General features: G+C 70.2%; 15 protein-coding genes. 10 read left to right on the forward strand and 5 right to left on the reverse strand.

The window, feature by feature from the left end:
• Positions 1–37 precede the first annotated feature (37 nt).
• The 3 genes from ACWF7A_RS04015 to ACWF7A_RS04025 are packed head-to-tail and all read left to right on the forward strand — an operon-like array spanning position 38 to position 2,998.
• The gene (locus ACWF7A_RS04015; protein ID WP_452248926.1) at positions 38–1,438 is read left to right on the forward strand and encodes a fatty acid desaturase; all 1,401 of its coding nucleotides are present in this window, start codon (positions 38–40) and stop codon (positions 1,436–1,438) included.
• A gap of 9 nt (positions 1,439–1,447) precedes the next feature.
• Entirely contained in the window at positions 1,448–2,059 is a 612-nt protein-coding gene (locus tag ACWF7A_RS04020) for a TetR family transcriptional regulator (protein ID WP_452248927.1), read from the forward strand.
• Between the two features lie 18 nt (positions 2,060–2,077).
• Positions 2,078–2,998 (forward strand): SDR family NAD(P)-dependent oxidoreductase, encoded by a 921-nt coding sequence (locus tag ACWF7A_RS04025; RefSeq protein ID WP_452248928.1) that lies wholly within the window; start codon positions 2,078–2,080, stop codon positions 2,996–2,998.
• A gap of 291 nt (positions 2,999–3,289) precedes the next feature.
• Here the strand turns inward: ACWF7A_RS04025 and ACWF7A_RS04030 are convergent, their stop codons facing one another.
• Positions 3,290–3,589: a hypothetical protein gene (locus ACWF7A_RS04030; RefSeq protein WP_452248929.1), complete on the reverse strand. Its 300-nt coding sequence runs from the start codon at positions 3,587–3,589 to the stop codon at positions 3,290–3,292.
• An 837-nt stretch (positions 3,590–4,426) separates the two neighbouring features.
• Here ACWF7A_RS04030 and ACWF7A_RS04035 point away from each other — a divergent pair.
• The 6 genes from ACWF7A_RS04035 (at position 4,427) to ACWF7A_RS04060 (ending at position 11,877) form a co-directional block, all read left to right on the forward strand.
• Complete coding sequence (locus ACWF7A_RS04035; RefSeq protein WP_452248930.1) at positions 4,427–5,641, forward strand: saccharopine dehydrogenase family protein; 1,215 nt, start codon at positions 4,427–4,429, stop codon at positions 5,639–5,641.
• Positions 5,642–5,980: 339 nt separating this feature from the next.
• Positions 5,981–6,502 carry a YbaB/EbfC family nucleoid-associated protein gene (locus tag ACWF7A_RS04040; protein ID WP_452248931.1) on the forward strand — a complete coding sequence of 174 codons (522 nt, stop codon included), beginning with the start codon at positions 5,981–5,983 and terminating at the stop codon, positions 6,500–6,502.
• A complete protein-coding gene (locus tag ACWF7A_RS04045) occupies positions 6,499–6,816 on the forward strand; it encodes a WXG100 family type VII secretion target (RefSeq protein ID WP_452248932.1) in 318 nt (105 codons plus the stop codon). The genes ACWF7A_RS04040 and ACWF7A_RS04045 overlap by 4 nt, the downstream gene beginning before the upstream one ends.
• Before the next feature lie 9 nt (positions 6,817–6,825).
• The gene (locus ACWF7A_RS04050; protein ID WP_452248933.1) at positions 6,826–11,004 is read left to right on the forward strand and encodes a WXG100-like domain-containing protein; all 4,179 of its coding nucleotides are present in this window, start codon (positions 6,826–6,828) and stop codon (positions 11,002–11,004) included.
• Positions 10,994–11,437: a hypothetical protein gene (locus tag ACWF7A_RS04055; protein WP_452248934.1), complete on the forward strand. Its 444-nt coding sequence runs from the start codon at positions 10,994–10,996 to the stop codon at positions 11,435–11,437. Before ACWF7A_RS04050 ends, ACWF7A_RS04055 begins: the two co-directional genes overlap by 11 nt.
• Entirely contained in the window at positions 11,434–11,877 is a 444-nt protein-coding gene (locus ACWF7A_RS04060) for a hypothetical protein (protein ID WP_452248935.1), read from the forward strand. Before ACWF7A_RS04055 ends, ACWF7A_RS04060 begins: the two co-directional genes overlap by 4 nt.
• 249 nt (positions 11,878–12,126) lie before the next feature.
• On the opposite strand, the gene ACWF7A_RS04065 is transcribed toward ACWF7A_RS04060, so the two are convergent.
• Both ACWF7A_RS04065 and ACWF7A_RS04070 read right to left on the reverse strand, forming a co-directional pair.
• Complete coding sequence (locus ACWF7A_RS04065) at positions 12,127–12,333, reverse strand: hypothetical protein (RefSeq protein ID WP_452248936.1); 207 nt, start codon at positions 12,331–12,333, stop codon at positions 12,127–12,129.
• 341 nt (positions 12,334–12,674) lie between these two features.
• Entirely contained in the window at positions 12,675–13,364 is a 690-nt protein-coding gene (locus ACWF7A_RS04070; RefSeq protein WP_452248937.1) for a DUF7822 domain-containing protein, read from the reverse strand.
• Positions 13,365–13,795: 431 nt separating this feature from the next.
• Here ACWF7A_RS04070 and ACWF7A_RS04075 point away from each other — a divergent pair, with 431 nt between their 5' ends.
• Positions 13,796–15,418 carry a hypothetical protein gene (locus tag ACWF7A_RS04075; RefSeq protein ID WP_452248938.1) on the forward strand — a complete coding sequence of 541 codons (1,623 nt, stop codon included), beginning with the start codon at positions 13,796–13,798 and terminating at the stop codon, positions 15,416–15,418.
• Positions 15,419–15,596: 178 nt separating this feature from the next.
• Here ACWF7A_RS04075 and ACWF7A_RS04080 read toward each other — a convergent pair whose 3' ends face one another.
• Positions 15,597–16,394 carry a leucine-rich repeat domain-containing protein gene (locus ACWF7A_RS04080; RefSeq protein ID WP_452248939.1) on the reverse strand — a complete coding sequence of 266 codons (798 nt, stop codon included), beginning with the start codon at positions 16,392–16,394 and terminating at the stop codon, positions 15,597–15,599.
• A 119-nt stretch (positions 16,395–16,513) separates the two neighbouring features.
• Positions 16,514–16,924 carry a hypothetical protein gene (locus ACWF7A_RS04085; protein ID WP_452248940.1) on the reverse strand — a complete coding sequence of 137 codons (411 nt, stop codon included), beginning with the start codon at positions 16,922–16,924 and terminating at the stop codon, positions 16,514–16,516.
• Positions 16,925–16,926: the final 2 nt, after the last annotated feature.

The following is a 16,926-nucleotide window of genomic DNA, read 5'->3' on the forward strand; positions in this document are numbered from 1 at the left end:
TGTCTTACCGTTCTGTCAACCTCCCGAGGAGCGTGGCATGAGCGACACGAAGGCAACGGTGCCCGTCGGCTCAACCGAGCAGTGGACGGACGGCAAGCGGTACCTGTGGCTGCTGGGACTGGTCGTGCCGTCCCTGGCGTTCCTGGCGATCGGGATGCACGCGGCGACGGGCTGGGGCGTGTGGTTCTGGATCGGCCCGATCGTGGTGCTGCTGATCGTCCCGGCGATCGACCTCTTCGCCGGGCTCGACCGCAGCAACCCGCCCGACGACGTCATCGAACGGCTGGAGAACGACCGCTACTACCGGTGGATCACGTACCTCTTCCTGCCGATCCAGTACGTCGGGTTCGTGGTGGCGTTCTGGCTGATCGCGCGCGGCGACCTGTCCGTTGTGGACAAGATCGGGCTCGCGGTGTCGATCGGGTGCATCGGCGGCATCGGCATCAACACCGCGCACGAGCTGGGGCACAAGAAGGAGAGCCACGAGCGCTGGCTGTCCAAGATCGCGCTGGCGCAGAGCTTCTACGGCCACTTCTACATCGAGCACAACCGCGGCCACCACGTGCGGGTCGCGACGCCGGAGGACCCGGCGAGCAGCAGGGTGGGGGAGAGCTTCTACCGGTTCTGGCCGCGCACGGTCTTCGGGTCGGTCAAGTCGGCGTGGCGGCTCGAGCGCAAGCGGTACGCGCGGCGCGACCGGCACCCGTACCGCCTGGGCAACGACGTGCTCAACGCGTGGCTGATGTCCGCGGTGCTGTGGGCGGCGATGATCGTGTGGCTCGGTCCCGGCATCGTGCCGTACCTGCTGATCCAGGCGGTGATCGGCTTCTCGCTGCTCGAGGTCGTGAACTACATGGAGCACTACGGGATGCTGCGGCAGATGGTCGGGGCACCGGGGCGACGCCGCTACGAGCGGGTGGATCCCAGCCACAGCTGGAACTCCAACAACATCGCCACGAACGTCCTGCTCTACCACCTGCAGCGGCACAGCGACCACCACGCCAACCCGACCCGGCGCTACCAGACGTTGCGCGACTTCGCCGAGTCACCTGTGCTGCCGACCGGGTACGCGGGCATGATCCTGCTGGCCCTGGTGCCGCCGTTGTGGCGGCGCGTGATGGACCCGCGGGTGCGCGGTCACTTCGACGGCGACATCGGCCGAGCCAACATCCAGCCCGGCAAGCGTGCCGAGGTGCTCGCCCGCTACGGCGGCACCGACGCGGGGGAGACGGTCGTCGCGGACAGCCGCGGCGACGCGACCGCGGGCGGCATGTGCCCCGGCTGCGGGTACATCTACGACGAGCGGACGGGCGACCCGCGTGAGGGCTTCCCGGCCGGAACGCCGTGGGCGGCCATCCCCGACTCGTGGTGCTGCCCGGACTGCGGGGTGCGCGAGAAGATCGACTTCGTGGCGCCGGGCCGAGTGGCGTCCGCTTAGGATCGGGGCATGGGCGGGACATCTCCGGCAGCGGCCTCGGGCCGGCGGCAGCCGATCGTCGAGGCGGCGATCGAGATGACCGCCCGCGACGGCTGGGCCGCGGTCACCATGACGCGGCTCGCCGAGCAGGCCGGTGTCAGCAGGCAGACCGTCTACAACGAGGTCGGCTCGAAGAACTCCCTCGCCGACGCGATGCTGGCGCACGAGCTGGGCCGGTTCCTCAACGCCATCGGCGCCGCCTTCGACCGCCACGCCGACGACCTCGTGGAGGCGATCCACGACGCCGTGCGCGACGTCCTCGAACTCGCGCGCGGCAACCTGCTGGTCCGCGCGATCGCCTCCGCGACGCACGGCGCGGACACCGAGCTGGTGCCCCTGCTCACCACCCAGGCCGAGACCCTGCTCGTCGAGGTCAAGGCGATGCTCGCGGCCCGGGTCGAGTCCTACCGGCCGGGCCTGACGGCCGAGCAGGTCGAGGTGCTGATCGACCTCATGACGCGGACGGTGCTCAGCCACGTCGTCCAGCCCACGGGCACCCCCGCCGGCACCGCGGACGGCCTGGCGTGGCTCGCGTCACGTGTGCTGGAGGAGCCCGCGAGGAAACCGTTGCGCTTCGGCTGACGAACACCAGAGGTGAGCGTGCTCGACACTGTGGCGGACCGGCTCGTCGTCCCCGGCTACTCGAAGTGGGGCTACTGGCTGCGCAAGAGGACCTGGTCCGAACTGGACCCCGGCGCGTTGCACGGCCGCAAAGCCGTCGTGACCGGCGCCGGTTCGGGCATCGGCAAGGCGACGGCGCTGGGCCTGAGCCGCCTCGGCGCCGAGGTGGTGCTGGCCGTGCGCGACGAGCTCAAGGGCCAGGCGGCCCGAGCGGAGATCCTCGCCGCGGTGCCTGGTGCCACCGTCGTGGTCCGGCGGTGCGACGTGTCGAGCCCGGAGTCCGTCCGCCGGTTCGCCGCGGACATCGAGAGCCTGGACGTCCTGGTGCACAACGCCGGAGTGCTCCCGCAGGAACGCCAGGTCACGGCGGAGGGCCACGAGCTCACGTTCGCCACCCACGTCCTCGGCCCGGTGCTGCTGACCGACCTGCTGCGCCCGGTCCTCGCGGCCTCGCCGAACCCGCAGGTCGTGCTCGTCTCGTCCGGCGGCATGTACACCCAGCGCCTGCGCGCCGACGACCCCGAGTACCGGGAGGGCGCCTACAAGGGCGCGACCGCCTACGCCCGCACGAAGCGGATGCAGGTCGTGCTCGCCCCGCTGCTGACCGAGCGGTACGCCGCCGACGGCATCGCCGTGCACGCCATGCACCCAGGATGGGCGGACACACCCGGTGTCGCCGGCTCGTTGCCGGGATTCCACAAGCTGACCAGGACGTTCCTCCGCACCTCCGAGGAGGGCGCGGACACCGTCGTGTGGCTCGCCGCGACGAGCCACCCCGGCGGCCGCTTCTGGCACGACCGCCGCGAACGCCCGGCGCACGTGCTGCCGGGCACCGCGGAGGAACCGGACCAGGTGGCCGGGTTCTGGCGGTACTGCCTCGACGCCGCAGGCCTCAGATGAGCAACGCGTTGTCGGCACCTCGGCGCCGGACGGGAGACGTTCTCGTGTTCTAACCGGTCGTCGGGCCTGGGCGCGGTCGTGCTGACGATGCTGTGGCTCATGCGTGGAGAGCTGCGCGAGCGACGGAACGCCACGCCGGCGATGCAGGCTCGATACGCGTGCTCTCAGCGGCGCGGACCACTCACCACGATGTCGCCGCACGGTCGTGCGCGTTGCACCGGTCACGCTCGCGCAATGCCGGTGGGGATTCCGTGGACGTTTCCTGGAGATCGGGTTCGCTTCGTCAGAACGTCAGCCGGTGATCTTGTCGAGCTCCTGCTGGATGCTCCTGACGTCAGCCGGTTCCAGGCGGTTCGGCGGGGTCCACGCGGTGCCCAGTTCCGCGACCTTGATGGTCTTCGCCTGGCCGATCAGGACCCAGTACGCGGTGACGTAGGTCTTCGCCCTGACGCTGGGGGTGTTGCCGGACGGCTTCGTCTGGGTGAGCCGGGCCACCACCACGGCATCCTCGCCGTCGGTGCTCAACCCGGTCTTCACCACGACCACCTTGTTGCCGTTGTACTTCCTGATGAGTCCAGCTTGCACTGGCATTCGCGGCCTCCCCGGACGTGACGTCAAGCCGACGGTAGCCAGGGCGTGTGTGCGCGGAGACGTCTGAATGGACCAACTTCGTTGCCCAGATGGAAAAACCCGTCGACCAGATGTCCACTACTGTGTCCACTTGCGAATGGTCTACATTGGACTGTCTGGTGTTCGACGGTGGTGGCCTGACCGTCGGAGCGGAATGAGGCTGTGGACGCGCGCCACCCGTTGCTGCTGCCCGCTCAGCTCCGCGAGGTCCGCCGGCGCGGGTGGCGGGGCGACACCGGCGGCGCGCAGGTTGGCGCGCGCCCGTCATTCCAGTTCGGCCGCACCGAGCTGGGAGACCGACTCGGCAGCCTCGACCAGCAGCGGCCGCGCCTCCACCGGCCGGTGCTGCCTGCACAGCCACTATCAGCACGAGAGCCCGGTTGAGCGGCCACTTGGCGACCTTGGGGCGCACCAACGCCGCTGCGGGTTGTGACGATCCCGCCGAGGTGTTCGCGGGCCAACTGCCACACGGAACGGTTTGTCGGCACTGTCAGACGAGAGCTCACCGACCGGCTGCTGTTCGTCAACCAGCGGCACCTGACGTCACTGCTGCACCGCTCCGTATCCCACTACAACCCGATCACCCGACCGGAGAACCAGGCTGTAGATCCGCATGTCGTCGGCGAGTACTCGGCGGCTTGATCAACTAGGACGAACCCGCATGAGCGTGATCCGCGGGTTGGGCACGTTGAGCCATGTTTCGGCGCCCCACAGGAGAACAAGATCGTGTTTCTCCCACACCGCGCCCAGGCCACCCGACCGGCGCGGTGGCCGGAGCCTGGGGGCATGCTGACGGCCATGAATCGTGAGCACGACGTCGTCGTCTACGGCGCCACCGGGTTCGTTGGGGCACTGACCGCCGCCTACCTGGCCCGGCACGCCCCCGAGGGTGTACGGATCGCGCTGGCCGGGCGGTCCGCGGACAAGCTCGCCGCCACCAGGGCCGGGCTGCCTGCGGCGGCGCGGGAGTGGCCGCTGGTCGTCGCCGACTCGAAGGACCCGGTCGCGCTGGCGGCGCTGGCCGCGTCGACGCGAGTGCTCGCCACCACCGTCGGCCCGTATGCGCGTTACGGGCTCCCGGTCGTCGAGGCGTGCGCACGGGCCGGCACGCACTACGCGGACCTGACCGGCGAGGTGTTGTTCGTCCGCGCCGCGATCGACGGCGTGCACGAGCTGGCCCTGGAGTCCGGAGCCCGGATCGTGCACGCCTGCGGCTACGACTCGATCCCGTCCGACCTGGGCATGCTGTTGCTGCACGAGCGGGCCGTGGCCGACGGCGCGGGTCCGCTCACCGACGTGCGGTTGGTGGCCACGGTCCGCGGCGGTTTCAGCGGCGGCACGATCGACTCACTGCGGGCGCAGATCGAGGCCTACGAGAGCAATCCCGGCCTGCGCCGCGTCGCCGCCGATCCGCATGCGCTCAGTCCCGACCGCGCAGCAGAGCCGACGCCCGCCCAGCCCCGTGACGCGGGGATGCCCTCCCGCGCCGCCGACGGAACGTGGCAGGCGCCGTTCGTGATGGCCCCGTTCAACACCCGCATCGTGCGGCGCAGCAACGCCCTGCTCGAGTGGGCCTACGGGCCGGAGCTGCGCTACGGCGAGGTAATGGGCGCCGGGTCGGGCGTCACCGGAGCGCTCATGGCGGCCGGCATCACCGGTGGACTGGCCGGGCTGGTCGGCGCGATGTCGGTCAAGCCCGTCCGCGGCCTGCTCGACCGGGTGCTGCCCGCGCCCGGTACCGGGCCCAGCGAACAGGCTCGTGCGAAGGGCTGGTTCCGTTCGGTGCTGCACGCCACCACCAGCTCGGGACGCCGCTACCGCGCCACAGTCGCCGGACCGGGCGATCCCGGCTACGCCGCCACGGCCGTCATGCTCGGGCAGAGCGCCCTCTGCCTGGCCCTCGACGACCTCCCGCAGCGGTCCGGCTCGCTCACACCTGCGACGGCCATGGGCCGGCCTCTGATCGATCGCCTGCGGCTCGCCGGCCACACCTACGACGTCACGACCGCCTGACCCACGCCACCTTGCGGGGTTGGGCGCAGGCAGCGGGCGAGGACGTAGATCCGTACGTCGTCGGCGAGTGCTTGGCGGCTTGATCAACGAGTACGAGCCTGTAGCAGCGTGATCCGCAGGTCAGGCATGTTGAGCCATGTTTGGCACCCCCACAGGCTGTCCAGAGCGGCAGGTGGGAACACCGTCACGGTCCGGTCGAGGTGAGCTGTCAGCAGGACCCGCTCCCCACGAGGTCATCATCTCCAAACGGCTGAGGCGAGCGGGCCCGCTTCGCTAAGTTGGGCGTCTGTGTTTCCGGGACGTGTGTGTGTCCTTCGGGCATTCAGGGGGAGGGGACACATGAGTGACGCTGCCGCGCGTAAGGCTGAGCTGGAAGCGCGCAACGCCGCCATGCGGGAGAACGTCGACAACTTGATGGCTGATCTGCGGCGTCGCACGAGTGAGTTCGCCGGGGCGCAGGCCCGTGCGGCCGCGGTGACCGGGGAGGCGACCTCGCCGGACGGCCTGGTGCAGGCCAAGGTGAACCCGGCCGGGGTGCTGACGGACCTGCGGTTCGCTCCTGCCGCGTTTCAGCGGTCGACGCCGGAGAAGCTGGCGCGTTCGGTGATCGAGACCGCGCAGTCCGCGGCCCGGTCGGCGCGTGAGCAGGTCGAGGGCGTGCTCGCGCCGTTGCAGGGTCAGACCGACCTGTCCGAGCTCGTCGAGGGCGCGCCGTCGTTCGTCGACCTCCTGCGGCCGCCGCCGCCTGCGGGTCCGCCCGCGGCCGAGGCGCCGCCGCAGCGGGGCAGGCCGCCCCGCCAGGACGATCCTGATGACGACGAGGGCTTCGGCAGTGTGCTCAAGGGTCCGGGTCAGCGATGACGGGCGCGTTTCGGATCGAGCCCGACCAGGTCCGGGCGGGCGCCGGCGGGTTCGGCGTGGCGGCGGAGATGCTCTCCGAGGCGGGCGGCACGCTGTCCAGCGCGCTGTCGGCGCAGGGTGCCTGCTGGGGTGGCGACGAGTCGGGCCGGCAGTTCTCCCAGGACTACGTGCCCGCCGCGGAGGGCACCGTCAAGGCGTTCGGCCAGCTGAGCGAGGCGATCCAGGCGATCAAGACCGCGCTGAACGAGACCGCCAACACGCATCAGGACATCGACGAGACCAGCAGTGGCGGCCTCGGCGCGATCGGGGGCTGAGCGGGAACCATGTCGATCACCATTCCATCGGAGATCACCTGGCTGTTCCCCATCGTGGTCGGCGAGAGCTGGCCCGAGGGCGATGAGGACAAGCTCAGAGCACTCGGCGATGCGTGGCGGGCCGCGTCCGCCGACATCGACGAGGTCATCACGCAGGCCGGCAACGCCGCGACGAAGTCGTTCGGCGCCATGGAGGGCCAGGCCGCCGACGCGTTCGGGGAGTACTGGAAGAAGTTCGTCGAGGGCGCGGACGCCTATCTGGTGAAGCTGAAGGAGTCCTGCGACGGCCTGGCCGGCTCGTGTGACAACACCGCGCTGGAGGTGGAGTACGCCAAGTACGCCATCATCGCCGCGCTGATCATGCTCGCGATCGAGATCGCGGCGTTGATCGCGGCGGCGTTCGGCACGTTCGGCACGTCCACGGCGGGCATCCCGATCGCCCAGGCGGCCACCCGCATCACCGTGCAGATGATCTTCCGCAAGCTGATCACCGCGATCCTGCGCGAGGTGCTCACCGAGGTCGCCATCGACGCGGCGATCCAGGGCATCCAGATCGCCAAGGGCGACCGCCACAGCTGGGACTGGAACAAGACCGGCAGCGCCGCGCTCTCCGGGGCCATCTCCGGCGCGATCGGCGGCGGCATGGACTTCGTCCCGACCAGAGCGACCGGCCTGGGCGGCAACGTCGTCGAAGGCGCCGTCCGCGGCGGCGTCGAGGGCGTCGCCTCCACCGTGGCGAACGCGGCGGTGACCGGCGAGGACATCACCGCGGGCGACCTCGCGCGCAGTGGCGTCTCCGGCGGCGTATCCGGCGGGATCGGCGGGGCGACGTCGCACTACGACGCTCCGACGGCACCCGGCATCGGTGACGGGCCGGGTGCCCCGCCGCCTCCTGGCGGTCCGCCCGCAGCGCCTCCCGGACCGTCCGGCGGCCCCGGAGGCGGGCCTCCCGCCGGACCCGGTGGCCCGTCCGGCGGCCCGTCGGCGCCGCCCGTGGGCCCCTCGAACACTCCGGGCAGCACCACCAACTCCGAGACCAGTGCCGCGGCGGCCGCACCGCCGGCTCCACCCGTCCCGCACGCACCGTCCTCGCCGTCCCAACCCGGCTCCTCCACCTCCGGCGGACCCGCTCCGTTCGGGGGCGGCGGGGTGCCGATGGGCGGCGCTCCCAGCGGCGTCCCGTCCGGTGGCAGCTCGTCGAGCGGCGGTCCGTCGAGCGGCGGTGCGCGGCCGGGCGGGTTCGCGCCGACGAGTCCGAGCGGGTTCGGTGGTCCGACGCCGGGCGGAGCGCACGGGCCCAGCCCCCAGGGTGGGCCCAGCAGCCAGCCCTCGTCAGGTGGTCCCAGCCCGAGCGGGCAGGGAGGTCACGCCTCGACCGCGCCAGGTGGTGCCGGTGGCGGCACGCCGGGCGGGCACGCTTCACCCGGCGGGTCTCCTGCGTCCGGTGGGCCGGGCGGCACCGGAACGTCCGGCAGCCCAGGTGGACCGGCCAACTTCAGCGGCACGGGCAACTCTGGTGGGCCGGGCAACGCCGGCGGGCCTGGGAACTTCGGCGGCGCGGGCAATCCCGGTGGACCGGGTAACGCCGGTGGACCGGCCAATGTCGGTGGACCGAGCAACGCTGGTGTGCCTGGCAACTCCGGTGGGTCCGGCATCCCCGGTGGTCCGGCCAACGCTGGTGGGCCAGGCAACCCTGGCGTGCCGGGGAACTTCAGCAACGCGGGCAACCCCGGCGCACCGGGCAACAGCGGACCGGGCAACAGCGGACCGGGCAACAGCGGACCGGGCAACAGCGGACCGTCGCACGCCGCGGGCCCGCTGCCGCACTCTCCTGCCAGCAGCGCCCCGCACCCCACCGGCCCCGCCCCGAACGGCAACGGCCCAGGTGGTGCACCGCACGCCATGCCGAACGGCCCCGCGAGCCACACCACCGCGACGGCCCGCGCCGAGACGTCGACCGGGCCTGCGTTCCACTCCGGTCCGGCCGACGTGAGGCCGGCCGGAGGCCAGTCCGCACCCACCCACCGCGGCACCGACTCCCCGGCGGGCCTCCCACCCGCGGGCGGAATGCCGCTGGGCGGCGCGCAGCCCGGAAGTCCAGGCGGCACAGGCGGTTCCCCCTCGGCAGGGTCCCGTCCCGGGTGGACCGGCACACCGGGGAGCCCGGCACCGAACACGCCGCACGGTCCCGGCCCACGCGATCACGCGCCCGGCCGCCCGGACCAGGCCGGTTCGCAGCCGCCGCACCGGCCCGGACCGCCTTCGCACCCCGGCACCCACGGTCCGGCCAGTGGGCCGGGTCCGCGTCCGGCCGGACCGGATCACGCCGGTTCACAGTCACCGGTCGCACGTGGACCGGTCGCGCCACCGCACGGCGGTCAGCCACAACACGCCGGACTCCCCGACAACGGCCGGCACCCCGGTACCAGCGGGCAGAACGGACCCGACCAGCACGATCCGCGAGCGTCCCAGGACGCCGACGGCGGTCCGGGTGCGCCGCGCGACACCGGTCCGCTGTCGCCGGACGAGGTCAACCAGCGGCACGCGGAGCCGACTCCGGCAGGAGTCTCCTACCACCGCGGCGACGCGGACATGGGCGACCTGCCGCAGCGCGTCCGGCCCGACTCGGACGGCCGGTACACCGTCGACGTGCACATCGACCCCGACGGTCACGCCAACATCGGCGGGCGGCGCTACACCCCGGAGCAGTTCGCCGAGGTCCTGCGCCGCGGCGGCGACTACGACGGCCGCCCGATCCGCCTGATCGGGTGTGACGCGAGCGCGAACGGCTTCGCGCCGCGCCTGGCGCAGGCGCTGGGCACCGAGGTCATGGCGCCCAACCGGCCGGCGTGGACCGACTCGGGCGGGCGGGTGTTCTCGTCCGACTACGAGGTCGGCCCGGACGGCGGCACCCGTCCCCGGATCCCACCGACCGGCGAGTGGTCCGTGCACTCGCCCGACGGCACGTCGACGCGCGTCGGCGAAGACGGCTTCACACCGGACACGCCGGACTCCGACAAGCACCAGCCGGACCCGGACAGCGCACGTGCGCGGGGCGACGGCGACGGGGACACCGGCGACGAGGACCAGGACGGCGACGGCCGGCCGGACCGCTACGCCGACACGGACTGGGACGAGGAGTGGGGCGACTACGAGGTCTCCTCCGACGATCCGGACCTGCACCGGCCGATCATCGAGTACGACCGGCCGGGTCTCGGCGCCCCGGACGCCTCCCCGCCTGACAACCCCTACAACCGGCCGCCGGACTCCCCGGCCCCGACCATCCGCACCGAGATGCCGGCGCGGGCGCTGTTCCCGCCGCTCAACCGGGACCTGCCGGAGCGCTACCAGGTGCCCCGAGCGCTGCGCGGCCACCCGGAACTGTTCGAGAACGGGCGGTTGCGCCCGGACACCGCCATTCCCGTCGAGTACCTCGGGGCGAACGGCGAGGTGGCCGCGCGGACGACCTTCTACACCGACAGCGCCGGCGCCATCAGGTGGGTGGAGCTGAGCCCGGGAGCCCAGCTCGCGCCGGACGGCACCAGGGCCGGTACCAACCCGGATTTCAACCAGGTGCTGCCCAACTGCCAGTACCGGGTCGAGAACTGGCGCGACCCGAGCAGACACATGCACTTCGAGACCAACGAGCGCGGTCAGGCGGTGCGGGCCAGCGGTCAGCCGTCGTACGGTGCGTCCGACGACAACTACCGGGACCAGGCGGCGCAGAACCGCGCCGCCCGCGAAGGCTGGCGCGGCCGGGAGGACGGCACCGGCGCGCCGTACGCCACGCACCCCGACCACAGCCAGGTCAGGTGGGCAGGCGGGCACCTGCTGGCGACGGAGTCGGGCGCGCCCGGCGGCTACGGCAACCAGCACGGCCAGATGGCGGCCTCCAACAGCGGCAACAACCGCGACGGCTGGACGCGTGTCGAATCGTGGCGGCTGCAGGAGGAGCAGATCGCGGCCCACGCGAAGCAGGACGGCCACGACGTGGAGCTGCTCGAGGTCGAGGTGCTGCGGCGCGAGGGTGACGGCATGGCACCGGAAGAGGTCATGCGCTGGCACGTTCGCGACACCGACCCCGAGACGGGGGAGCCCAGGGTGAGGGTGTTCCAGCGCACGTTCGTCAACGTCCCGGAGAACCTGGGAATCAGCGATTGGTCAGGTGTGCCCCGCTATGGCGAGTGAGGACGAGCGGATCGCGCGCGTGCTGGCAGCGTTGCGGCGGGAGGTTCCGCCCGGCTGGCGGCGGATCGTGTTCACGGTCTGGGCTACGGTCGCCCTGGTGCAGACCGAGTTCGCGGTCACCATGGTGGACGGCTCCACTCCGGACATGTCGCTCCGGGCGCCGGAAGCCGACCTGGCCGAACTGCGCTCGGAGATGTACGTGCCGCAGCGCGGCACGTGGTTCTCGGCGCGTTTCGTGCTCACCGGGGAAAACGAGCCCGAGGTCCGGTTCAACTACGACGATGATCCACAATGGTTCCCGGACATCCCGTCCTGGATCTTCGCCCGCGACCTCGCGACCTTCCCGAGGGCGGACGAGCACGTCCCGGGCTGGCTGCGTGAACGGCTCGACGTGCTGCCCCGACCTACCGACGAGAGGACCATCCCCGGATGACAACGCCCACGCCGATGCCCCCAGACGAGCAGCATCACCTGGTGGGCGAGGCGACCAAGACCCTGCTCGGGCAGGCGCCCTCCGGCTGGGACCGGATCATCATGGACTACATGGTGGTGGGCAGGAAGGTCAACGTCGGCGCGATCGCCAGGTTGCAGGACGGCAGCACGCAACGGTTCCCGGCGCCGCGAGAGCTCGCGCCGATGCTCTCCGCGCTGCGGCAGGGCATGTACACACCGGACGGCGGGGCCTGGTACTCGTTCCGGCTGATCGTGCAGCCGCCGGACCGGTTCACCATCCAGTACAACTGGAACGACCAGCCGCCGTTCCCGGCACCGCCCGCCCGCGAGCAGTTCGCCCTGGACCAGGAACGGTTCCCGCGCACGCCGGAGAACACGCCCGAGTGGTTCCAGCGGGGGCTCGACGGACTGGACGGCTGATGTCCGGGAAGATCATCGCCACTTGGCGGTGACACGTCCGAGAGTGCGCACCGCCCACGCAGATGGTTCCGATCCTGGTTCTGTCGCCGCAGGGTGATCAGAGTCCGTGTGAGTGTGGATCGATACGTCCACAGTGGACCTCGCGGTCCGCTCGATCGAGCCGCACCAGGACATTTCGCTGCACGCGTGACGTGCTGGCGCCGCGTCCGGCCACCGCGCTTGCCACGGCGGCCGGACAACCTTGCCCTGTCAGGGTTTGAGAACGACCTTCTCGCAGTCGTCCTCCTCGTTCTTGAACATCTCGAAGCCGCGTTCCGCCTCATCGAGCCGGAGGGTGTGGGTGATGATCCGCATCGGAGTTTCTGACTGCGCGGGCCGAGGGATTGTCGCTGCGGACTTCTTCCACGTCGACACCGTGCTCGGAGCACGCCTGTATGCGCTGGCGTTCTCGAACACGTCCTCATCATGGGAGAAGGCCATGCGCGTCAAGTACTTGCGGCATATCAGAAGCACTACAACGAGCACTGGCCTATTAGGCCCGCGACCAGCTACCGCCAGACGTCCAAGAGCACACCGAGCGGCGCATGATCTTGACAGCTCTGCCGTCGACCCATCCATACGCGGATCCTCGGTGGGGTGATCAACGAGTACCGATATGCAGCTTGAGCTGCAGCGACCACTTTCCAAGCGGCTCAGGCGCGGGTGTGCGCGCTGCCGTACTTCTGCACGGTCACCGACGTCCACCCCACCCCGGCCGGGCACGAGGCACCCGCCGAGGCCGTCCTGGCCGCCGCGGGTTACTGATTCGGCTGGTTCGCCGCGTACTCCGCCCGGTTCCACAGCGCGAAGTAGAGGACGTCGGTCCACCAGCTGAGGCCGATCGGGTTCTCGGTCCTGTCGTCGCGCGTGTTGTCGAAGTCGTCGGTCAGCACGAGTCCGTGGAACGCGTCCAGCGGCGGCGCCGACCGCTCGGCCGCCGCCGCGGCGAGCGCGGCCCCGGCCGCCGCCGCGTCGTCGGGTAGCGCGTCGATGGCCGCGCCTGCTGCTCGGCACAGGTCGAGGTGGCCTTCGATGAGTGCCCGCAGCTCGTCCTCGCCGCTCTCGATCATGGTGTCGAGCTCGATGGTCTCGAGCAGGACGTACCGGTCGCGGTGTGCGTCGAGGAACCGTTCCGCCTCGGCGAGCGCGGCGTGCAGGCCTTCGGCGTCGCTCACGGCGCGCACGGCGGCGGCGAACTTCGTCAGCCGCGCGAACCCGGCGTCGAACTCACCGCTGATGGCGTACAGCGTGGTCCTGCTCTCCGGGGGCTCGCCGTCGAACCCGTCGGCGATCAGGGACGCGCACAGCCGGGGATCGCCGGACAGGAGCACCAGGAAGGAGAACGGGATGGCGTAGGGCCATTCCGACAACCCGGAGACCGTCTCCGGCCGGTCCTCATAGGACTCCGGCCGGTTGGCGGTGCTGTACAGGTACGAACGGTTTGCCATGACCGGATCCTATGACGGGTCTGCGGCGGGGCTGGACCTGGCCGAGGCAGATGGTTCGTTTCGGTTGCGGTTAGACGCGGGCGTTCTCCGCTTCCCCCGCCCCGCAGGAGTTGGCCCTTGAGACTGGCAGGCTTCAATGATCGAGTAGTTGGTATTCCACGGTGAACCTCACCGGCTGTGATCGCCGGAGGTGTAGGTCTTCCAGACGCCACCTGCGTCGGCCCAGACTCGGGTGACGTGCTTGCCGTGGAAGTCGAGCGCGTCCGCGATCACGGGTGCCGGTGTCTGGAGGACGAGTTGGCGTAGCCCGGCCACTCGGGTGGCTTATGGAGCCCTATCCGTACATCACCCTGAACCGCCGTTCGATGACACCAGCGCGCTCGGCGGCATGAGCGCGTCTTCGTTCGGCACACGATCAGCGGTGGGACAGGATGTTCTTCGGCTGGCCTGGCAAGGGCGCCGCAGGTTCATTTCGGATGACCGTTGGACGTGAAGCCGTCAGAATCGTCTGCATGCTGACCCCGCTGGAGATCCGTCGCCGACTGAGTGAGGGTGCCGTGGCGGCCGTGCAGGGCGGCCGGCTTGTTCTGGACGAGACCGCGTCCTGGCTCACCTCGGTGACCGCACGTGAGTTCTTGCGGATCGACCACGATGCTCGCCAGTTCCGCTACGAACGGCCGGCGCTGGGAAGGTCGGAGGAGTGGACGAGTGAGGTTCTGGCGAGTTCGTTGCCCGTCGTCGCGGTACTGGCCAGCATGCACCCCGACGGATACGTGCGTGAGCGCGCCGTTCGGTCCTTGGTCATCTCCCTCGACGCGTTGAGCGATCGTGCCCTGGCAGTCCGAGTCAACGACCACGTTCGAGTGATCCGCGAGGTGGCTGCGGGCGAGGTGCTGCGACGACGGACGTTGGATCACGCCGACCACGTGGTGCCGCTACTGCGTCGGATCGAGCAGCGCGGCCGGGGCTTCGAGGTCTTGGCGCTGTACATGCACGCACTGGTCACCGAACATGGCGAGGCGGACGTGTGGGCCCGCTTCCGCAGGTCCACGGACTACGACCTCCGGCGCGCTGCCTTCCAGCACAGCTTCGACTCTGGACTGCTCGGGTTGCCGGACGCGGTCGTGCTGCTGCCCGGAGAGAGGGACCAGGTGGTCCGCCAGCGGCTCATCGAGGTCATTGCCGACTCGGCGACTCCTGATGTCATCGCCAGGGTGCTGCTTCGCGACCGGTCCGCCGAGAGCCGCACCCTGGCATTGGTGAAGCTGACGGCTGCGCAGCTCGACCCCGCCGACGTGGAGCGGCTTCTGCTCGACTCCTCTGTGCTCACCCGGTTGTGGGCGCGTCGTCGCTGGCAGGAGATGGGACGCGATCCAGCGGTTGTCTATGTCGCGTGCGCACGTTCCACCGCCAAGCCCGTCGTGCGAGCTCGCGCCTACGTCGGGCTCGCCGAGACAGGCGCCGCCATCGAACGACAGGAGATAGTCGGCCTCGTCCGCAGCACGGAGCTTCCGCTGCGGAAAGTCGGCCTGTCGTTGCTCCGGGGCGGTGCCACCGCCGAGGACATCCCCTTGTTGTTCCGGTCGGTAGCCGGTGACCACTCACGGGTGGCCCGGCTGGCCAGCGAGGTCCTCATCGGCAGCCCTCGGCTGTGGTCTCTCACCGACCTGGCCCCGCTCAAAGCAGCGAAGGATCCGGAACTTCGCCGCCGGGCATGGTGGATCCACCGCCGCCGCGGCGGGTGGGAAGCGGTCATCGCTGATCTCGAGCTCCTCCACGACTCAGACCCGCGGCTGGCCGCCTGGGGCCGGCAGCGCGAGTTGCCGATGTACCTGCAGCCGACCGTCACCCAGCAGCGCCGCATCACGGAGCTGCTCTCCACCGTCCCCATCGAGCGCGATCAACGCAGCTCCATCGCGTTCGCTGCCGGACTTCCCGACCTGCCCCGCCCTTCCGCAGCGCAGGACTGCGTACCGGTCCCGCACTCCGAATCGGTACCAGTCACGTCTCACAGGCAGTGGTGGCGCATCTGGAACCGGCCGTCGAGCAGGTGACAGACACAGGAACCGACCGTGCTCTGGGCTGAGCCATCCCGCCGCACGGGGTCCATGCTCACCGACAACGAGCGGTGCTTGGTCGCGCGCATCCAATGATCAAAGCCGCCCGCTGCGATTCGGCGCCCACGACCAGCGGCATGAGAGTGCGTCTTGCGGGTTGCAGGCCGTTGCTCCGCTACCTGCCGACGGGCTGGACGATGTCCGGGCCGCCGGCGTGCGGCGTCGGGACGTAGCCTTGTGCCGGTTCCGGTAGTGCGGCCACGCAGTTCGCGGAGCAGGCGTTCACCAGCAGTGGCAGCACGTCTGTGCCGACCCAGCGGGAAATCCATACCTGGTGCAGTTCTTGGTCGACCGGCCCGTCACAGACGCTGCAAATCCGTACGGCGGTGGTGCCCCACACACCCGGATCGAGCGCGGCGAAGTCCACCTGGTCGGCGTAGGTGACCGGCCGCAATGCCGGAAACGGCGGCCGGAACTTGACGTTCCCGTACAGGACGCGGGTACTCACCGTGCTATCGGCGACCTTCGCGCACCTGGTGAGTTCGTACGGGTACCAGTGCAGCCGGTGCGAGGTGTAGGGCTCGAACAGCTCGAGATTGGTCATCGCTCCGATCTCCGGTGGCAGGCGCACCAAATTCGTCCCATAGAGGACCAGGCGCGTGACTGCAGTCAACTTAGCGATCGTGGACGGCAGGGTGATGACCTGCCGCCGTTCCGCAGCGCTCATCTCCCTGAACGGGGCGAACTCCGTCCGCTCATCCGCGGCGGCCTCGTCGACCAGCGCAAGCAGGTGCCGCCAGCCCGCTGCCGCGTGGTCCTGCTTGTCCTGGTGGAAGGAGACGGTCAGCGGTCGGGTCGACTTCGAATAGCCGACGCACCGGCACGGATCCCGGTCGAGTTCACCTGACGGCGGTCCGATCGCGTCGGCGAACCGATTGGGGAATACCTGCGGTGTGCTCTCGTCGGTCGACACCTGAGAAGCGTATCGATGATGATCGGTAACCGGTGCGCACCGCGACGACCCACGGTGCGCAACCTCCTGTCATCGGCATGAGCGCGCTCGGGCAACGCGATCAGCGGCATGAGAGCAAGTCAAGCCGTTGGTTCGGGGGTTCGGCGTGCTTGTGCGAGAGCATCAGTCCATGCGTTTGTGTACTCATCTGCAACGACCCAGCGCAGGCTGTGGAACAGTTTTTCGCCGTTGCACTCCGCGATGTACACCCGATCTGCTTGGCGCCAGATCAGGATGCCCCAGCCCTGGTCGAGGTCCGTGTACGGCTGCAGGATGTTGCCCAGAGGGATGTTTTCCACAGTCCACCTACGGAGATCCTGGTCGACGTCGTCCCACCAGGGGAAGCCGGCGATCTCCTGGCCTTGGTCATCGGTGAACCGCAGCGCGATGCTGCTGCTGCGCTGAAACAGCTCGATCTTGAATCCGTCACCACGCGTGAAGAGTTCGAGATTGCTCTCCGCGACCACCTCCTCGATGCTCAGTTCGAACATCG

The organism is Lentzea sp. NPDC055074, from assembly GCF_053608005.1.

What these genes read in the sequence shown, in the direction of transcription:
- ACWF7A_RS04085 (WP_452248940.1), bottom strand. Translation starts at nt 16,924, where the DNA reads ATGTTCGAACTGAGCATCGAGGAGGTGGTCGCGGAGAGCAATCTCGAA.
- ACWF7A_RS04035 (WP_452248930.1), top strand. Translation starts at nt 4,427, where the DNA reads ATGAATCGTGAGCACGACGTCGTCGTCTACGGCGCCACCGGGTTCGTT.
- ACWF7A_RS04055 (WP_452248934.1), top strand. Translation starts at nt 10,994, where the DNA reads ATGGCGAGTGAGGACGAGCGGATCGCGCGCGTGCTGGCAGCGTTGCGG.
- ACWF7A_RS04075 (WP_452248938.1), top strand. Translation starts at nt 13,796, where the DNA reads ATGTTCTTCGGCTGGCCTGGCAAGGGCGCCGCAGGTTCATTTCGGATG.
- ACWF7A_RS04060 (WP_452248935.1), top strand. Translation starts at nt 11,434, where the DNA reads ATGACAACGCCCACGCCGATGCCCCCAGACGAGCAGCATCACCTGGTG.
- ACWF7A_RS04050 (WP_452248933.1), top strand. Translation starts at nt 6,826, where the DNA reads ATGTCGATCACCATTCCATCGGAGATCACCTGGCTGTTCCCCATCGTG.
- ACWF7A_RS04015 (WP_452248926.1), top strand. Translation starts at nt 38, where the DNA reads ATGAGCGACACGAAGGCAACGGTGCCCGTCGGCTCAACCGAGCAGTGG.
- ACWF7A_RS04040 (WP_452248931.1), top strand. Translation starts at nt 5,981, where the DNA reads ATGAGTGACGCTGCCGCGCGTAAGGCTGAGCTGGAAGCGCGCAACGCC.
- ACWF7A_RS04045 (WP_452248932.1), top strand. Translation starts at nt 6,499, where the DNA reads ATGACGGGCGCGTTTCGGATCGAGCCCGACCAGGTCCGGGCGGGCGCC.
- ACWF7A_RS04030 (WP_452248929.1), bottom strand. Translation starts at nt 3,589, where the DNA reads ATGCCAGTGCAAGCTGGACTCATCAGGAAGTACAACGGCAACAAGGTG.
- ACWF7A_RS04070 (WP_452248937.1), bottom strand. Translation starts at nt 13,364, where the DNA reads ATGGCAAACCGTTCGTACCTGTACAGCACCGCCAACCGGCCGGAGTCC.
- ACWF7A_RS04020 (WP_452248927.1), top strand. Translation starts at nt 1,448, where the DNA reads ATGGGCGGGACATCTCCGGCAGCGGCCTCGGGCCGGCGGCAGCCGATC.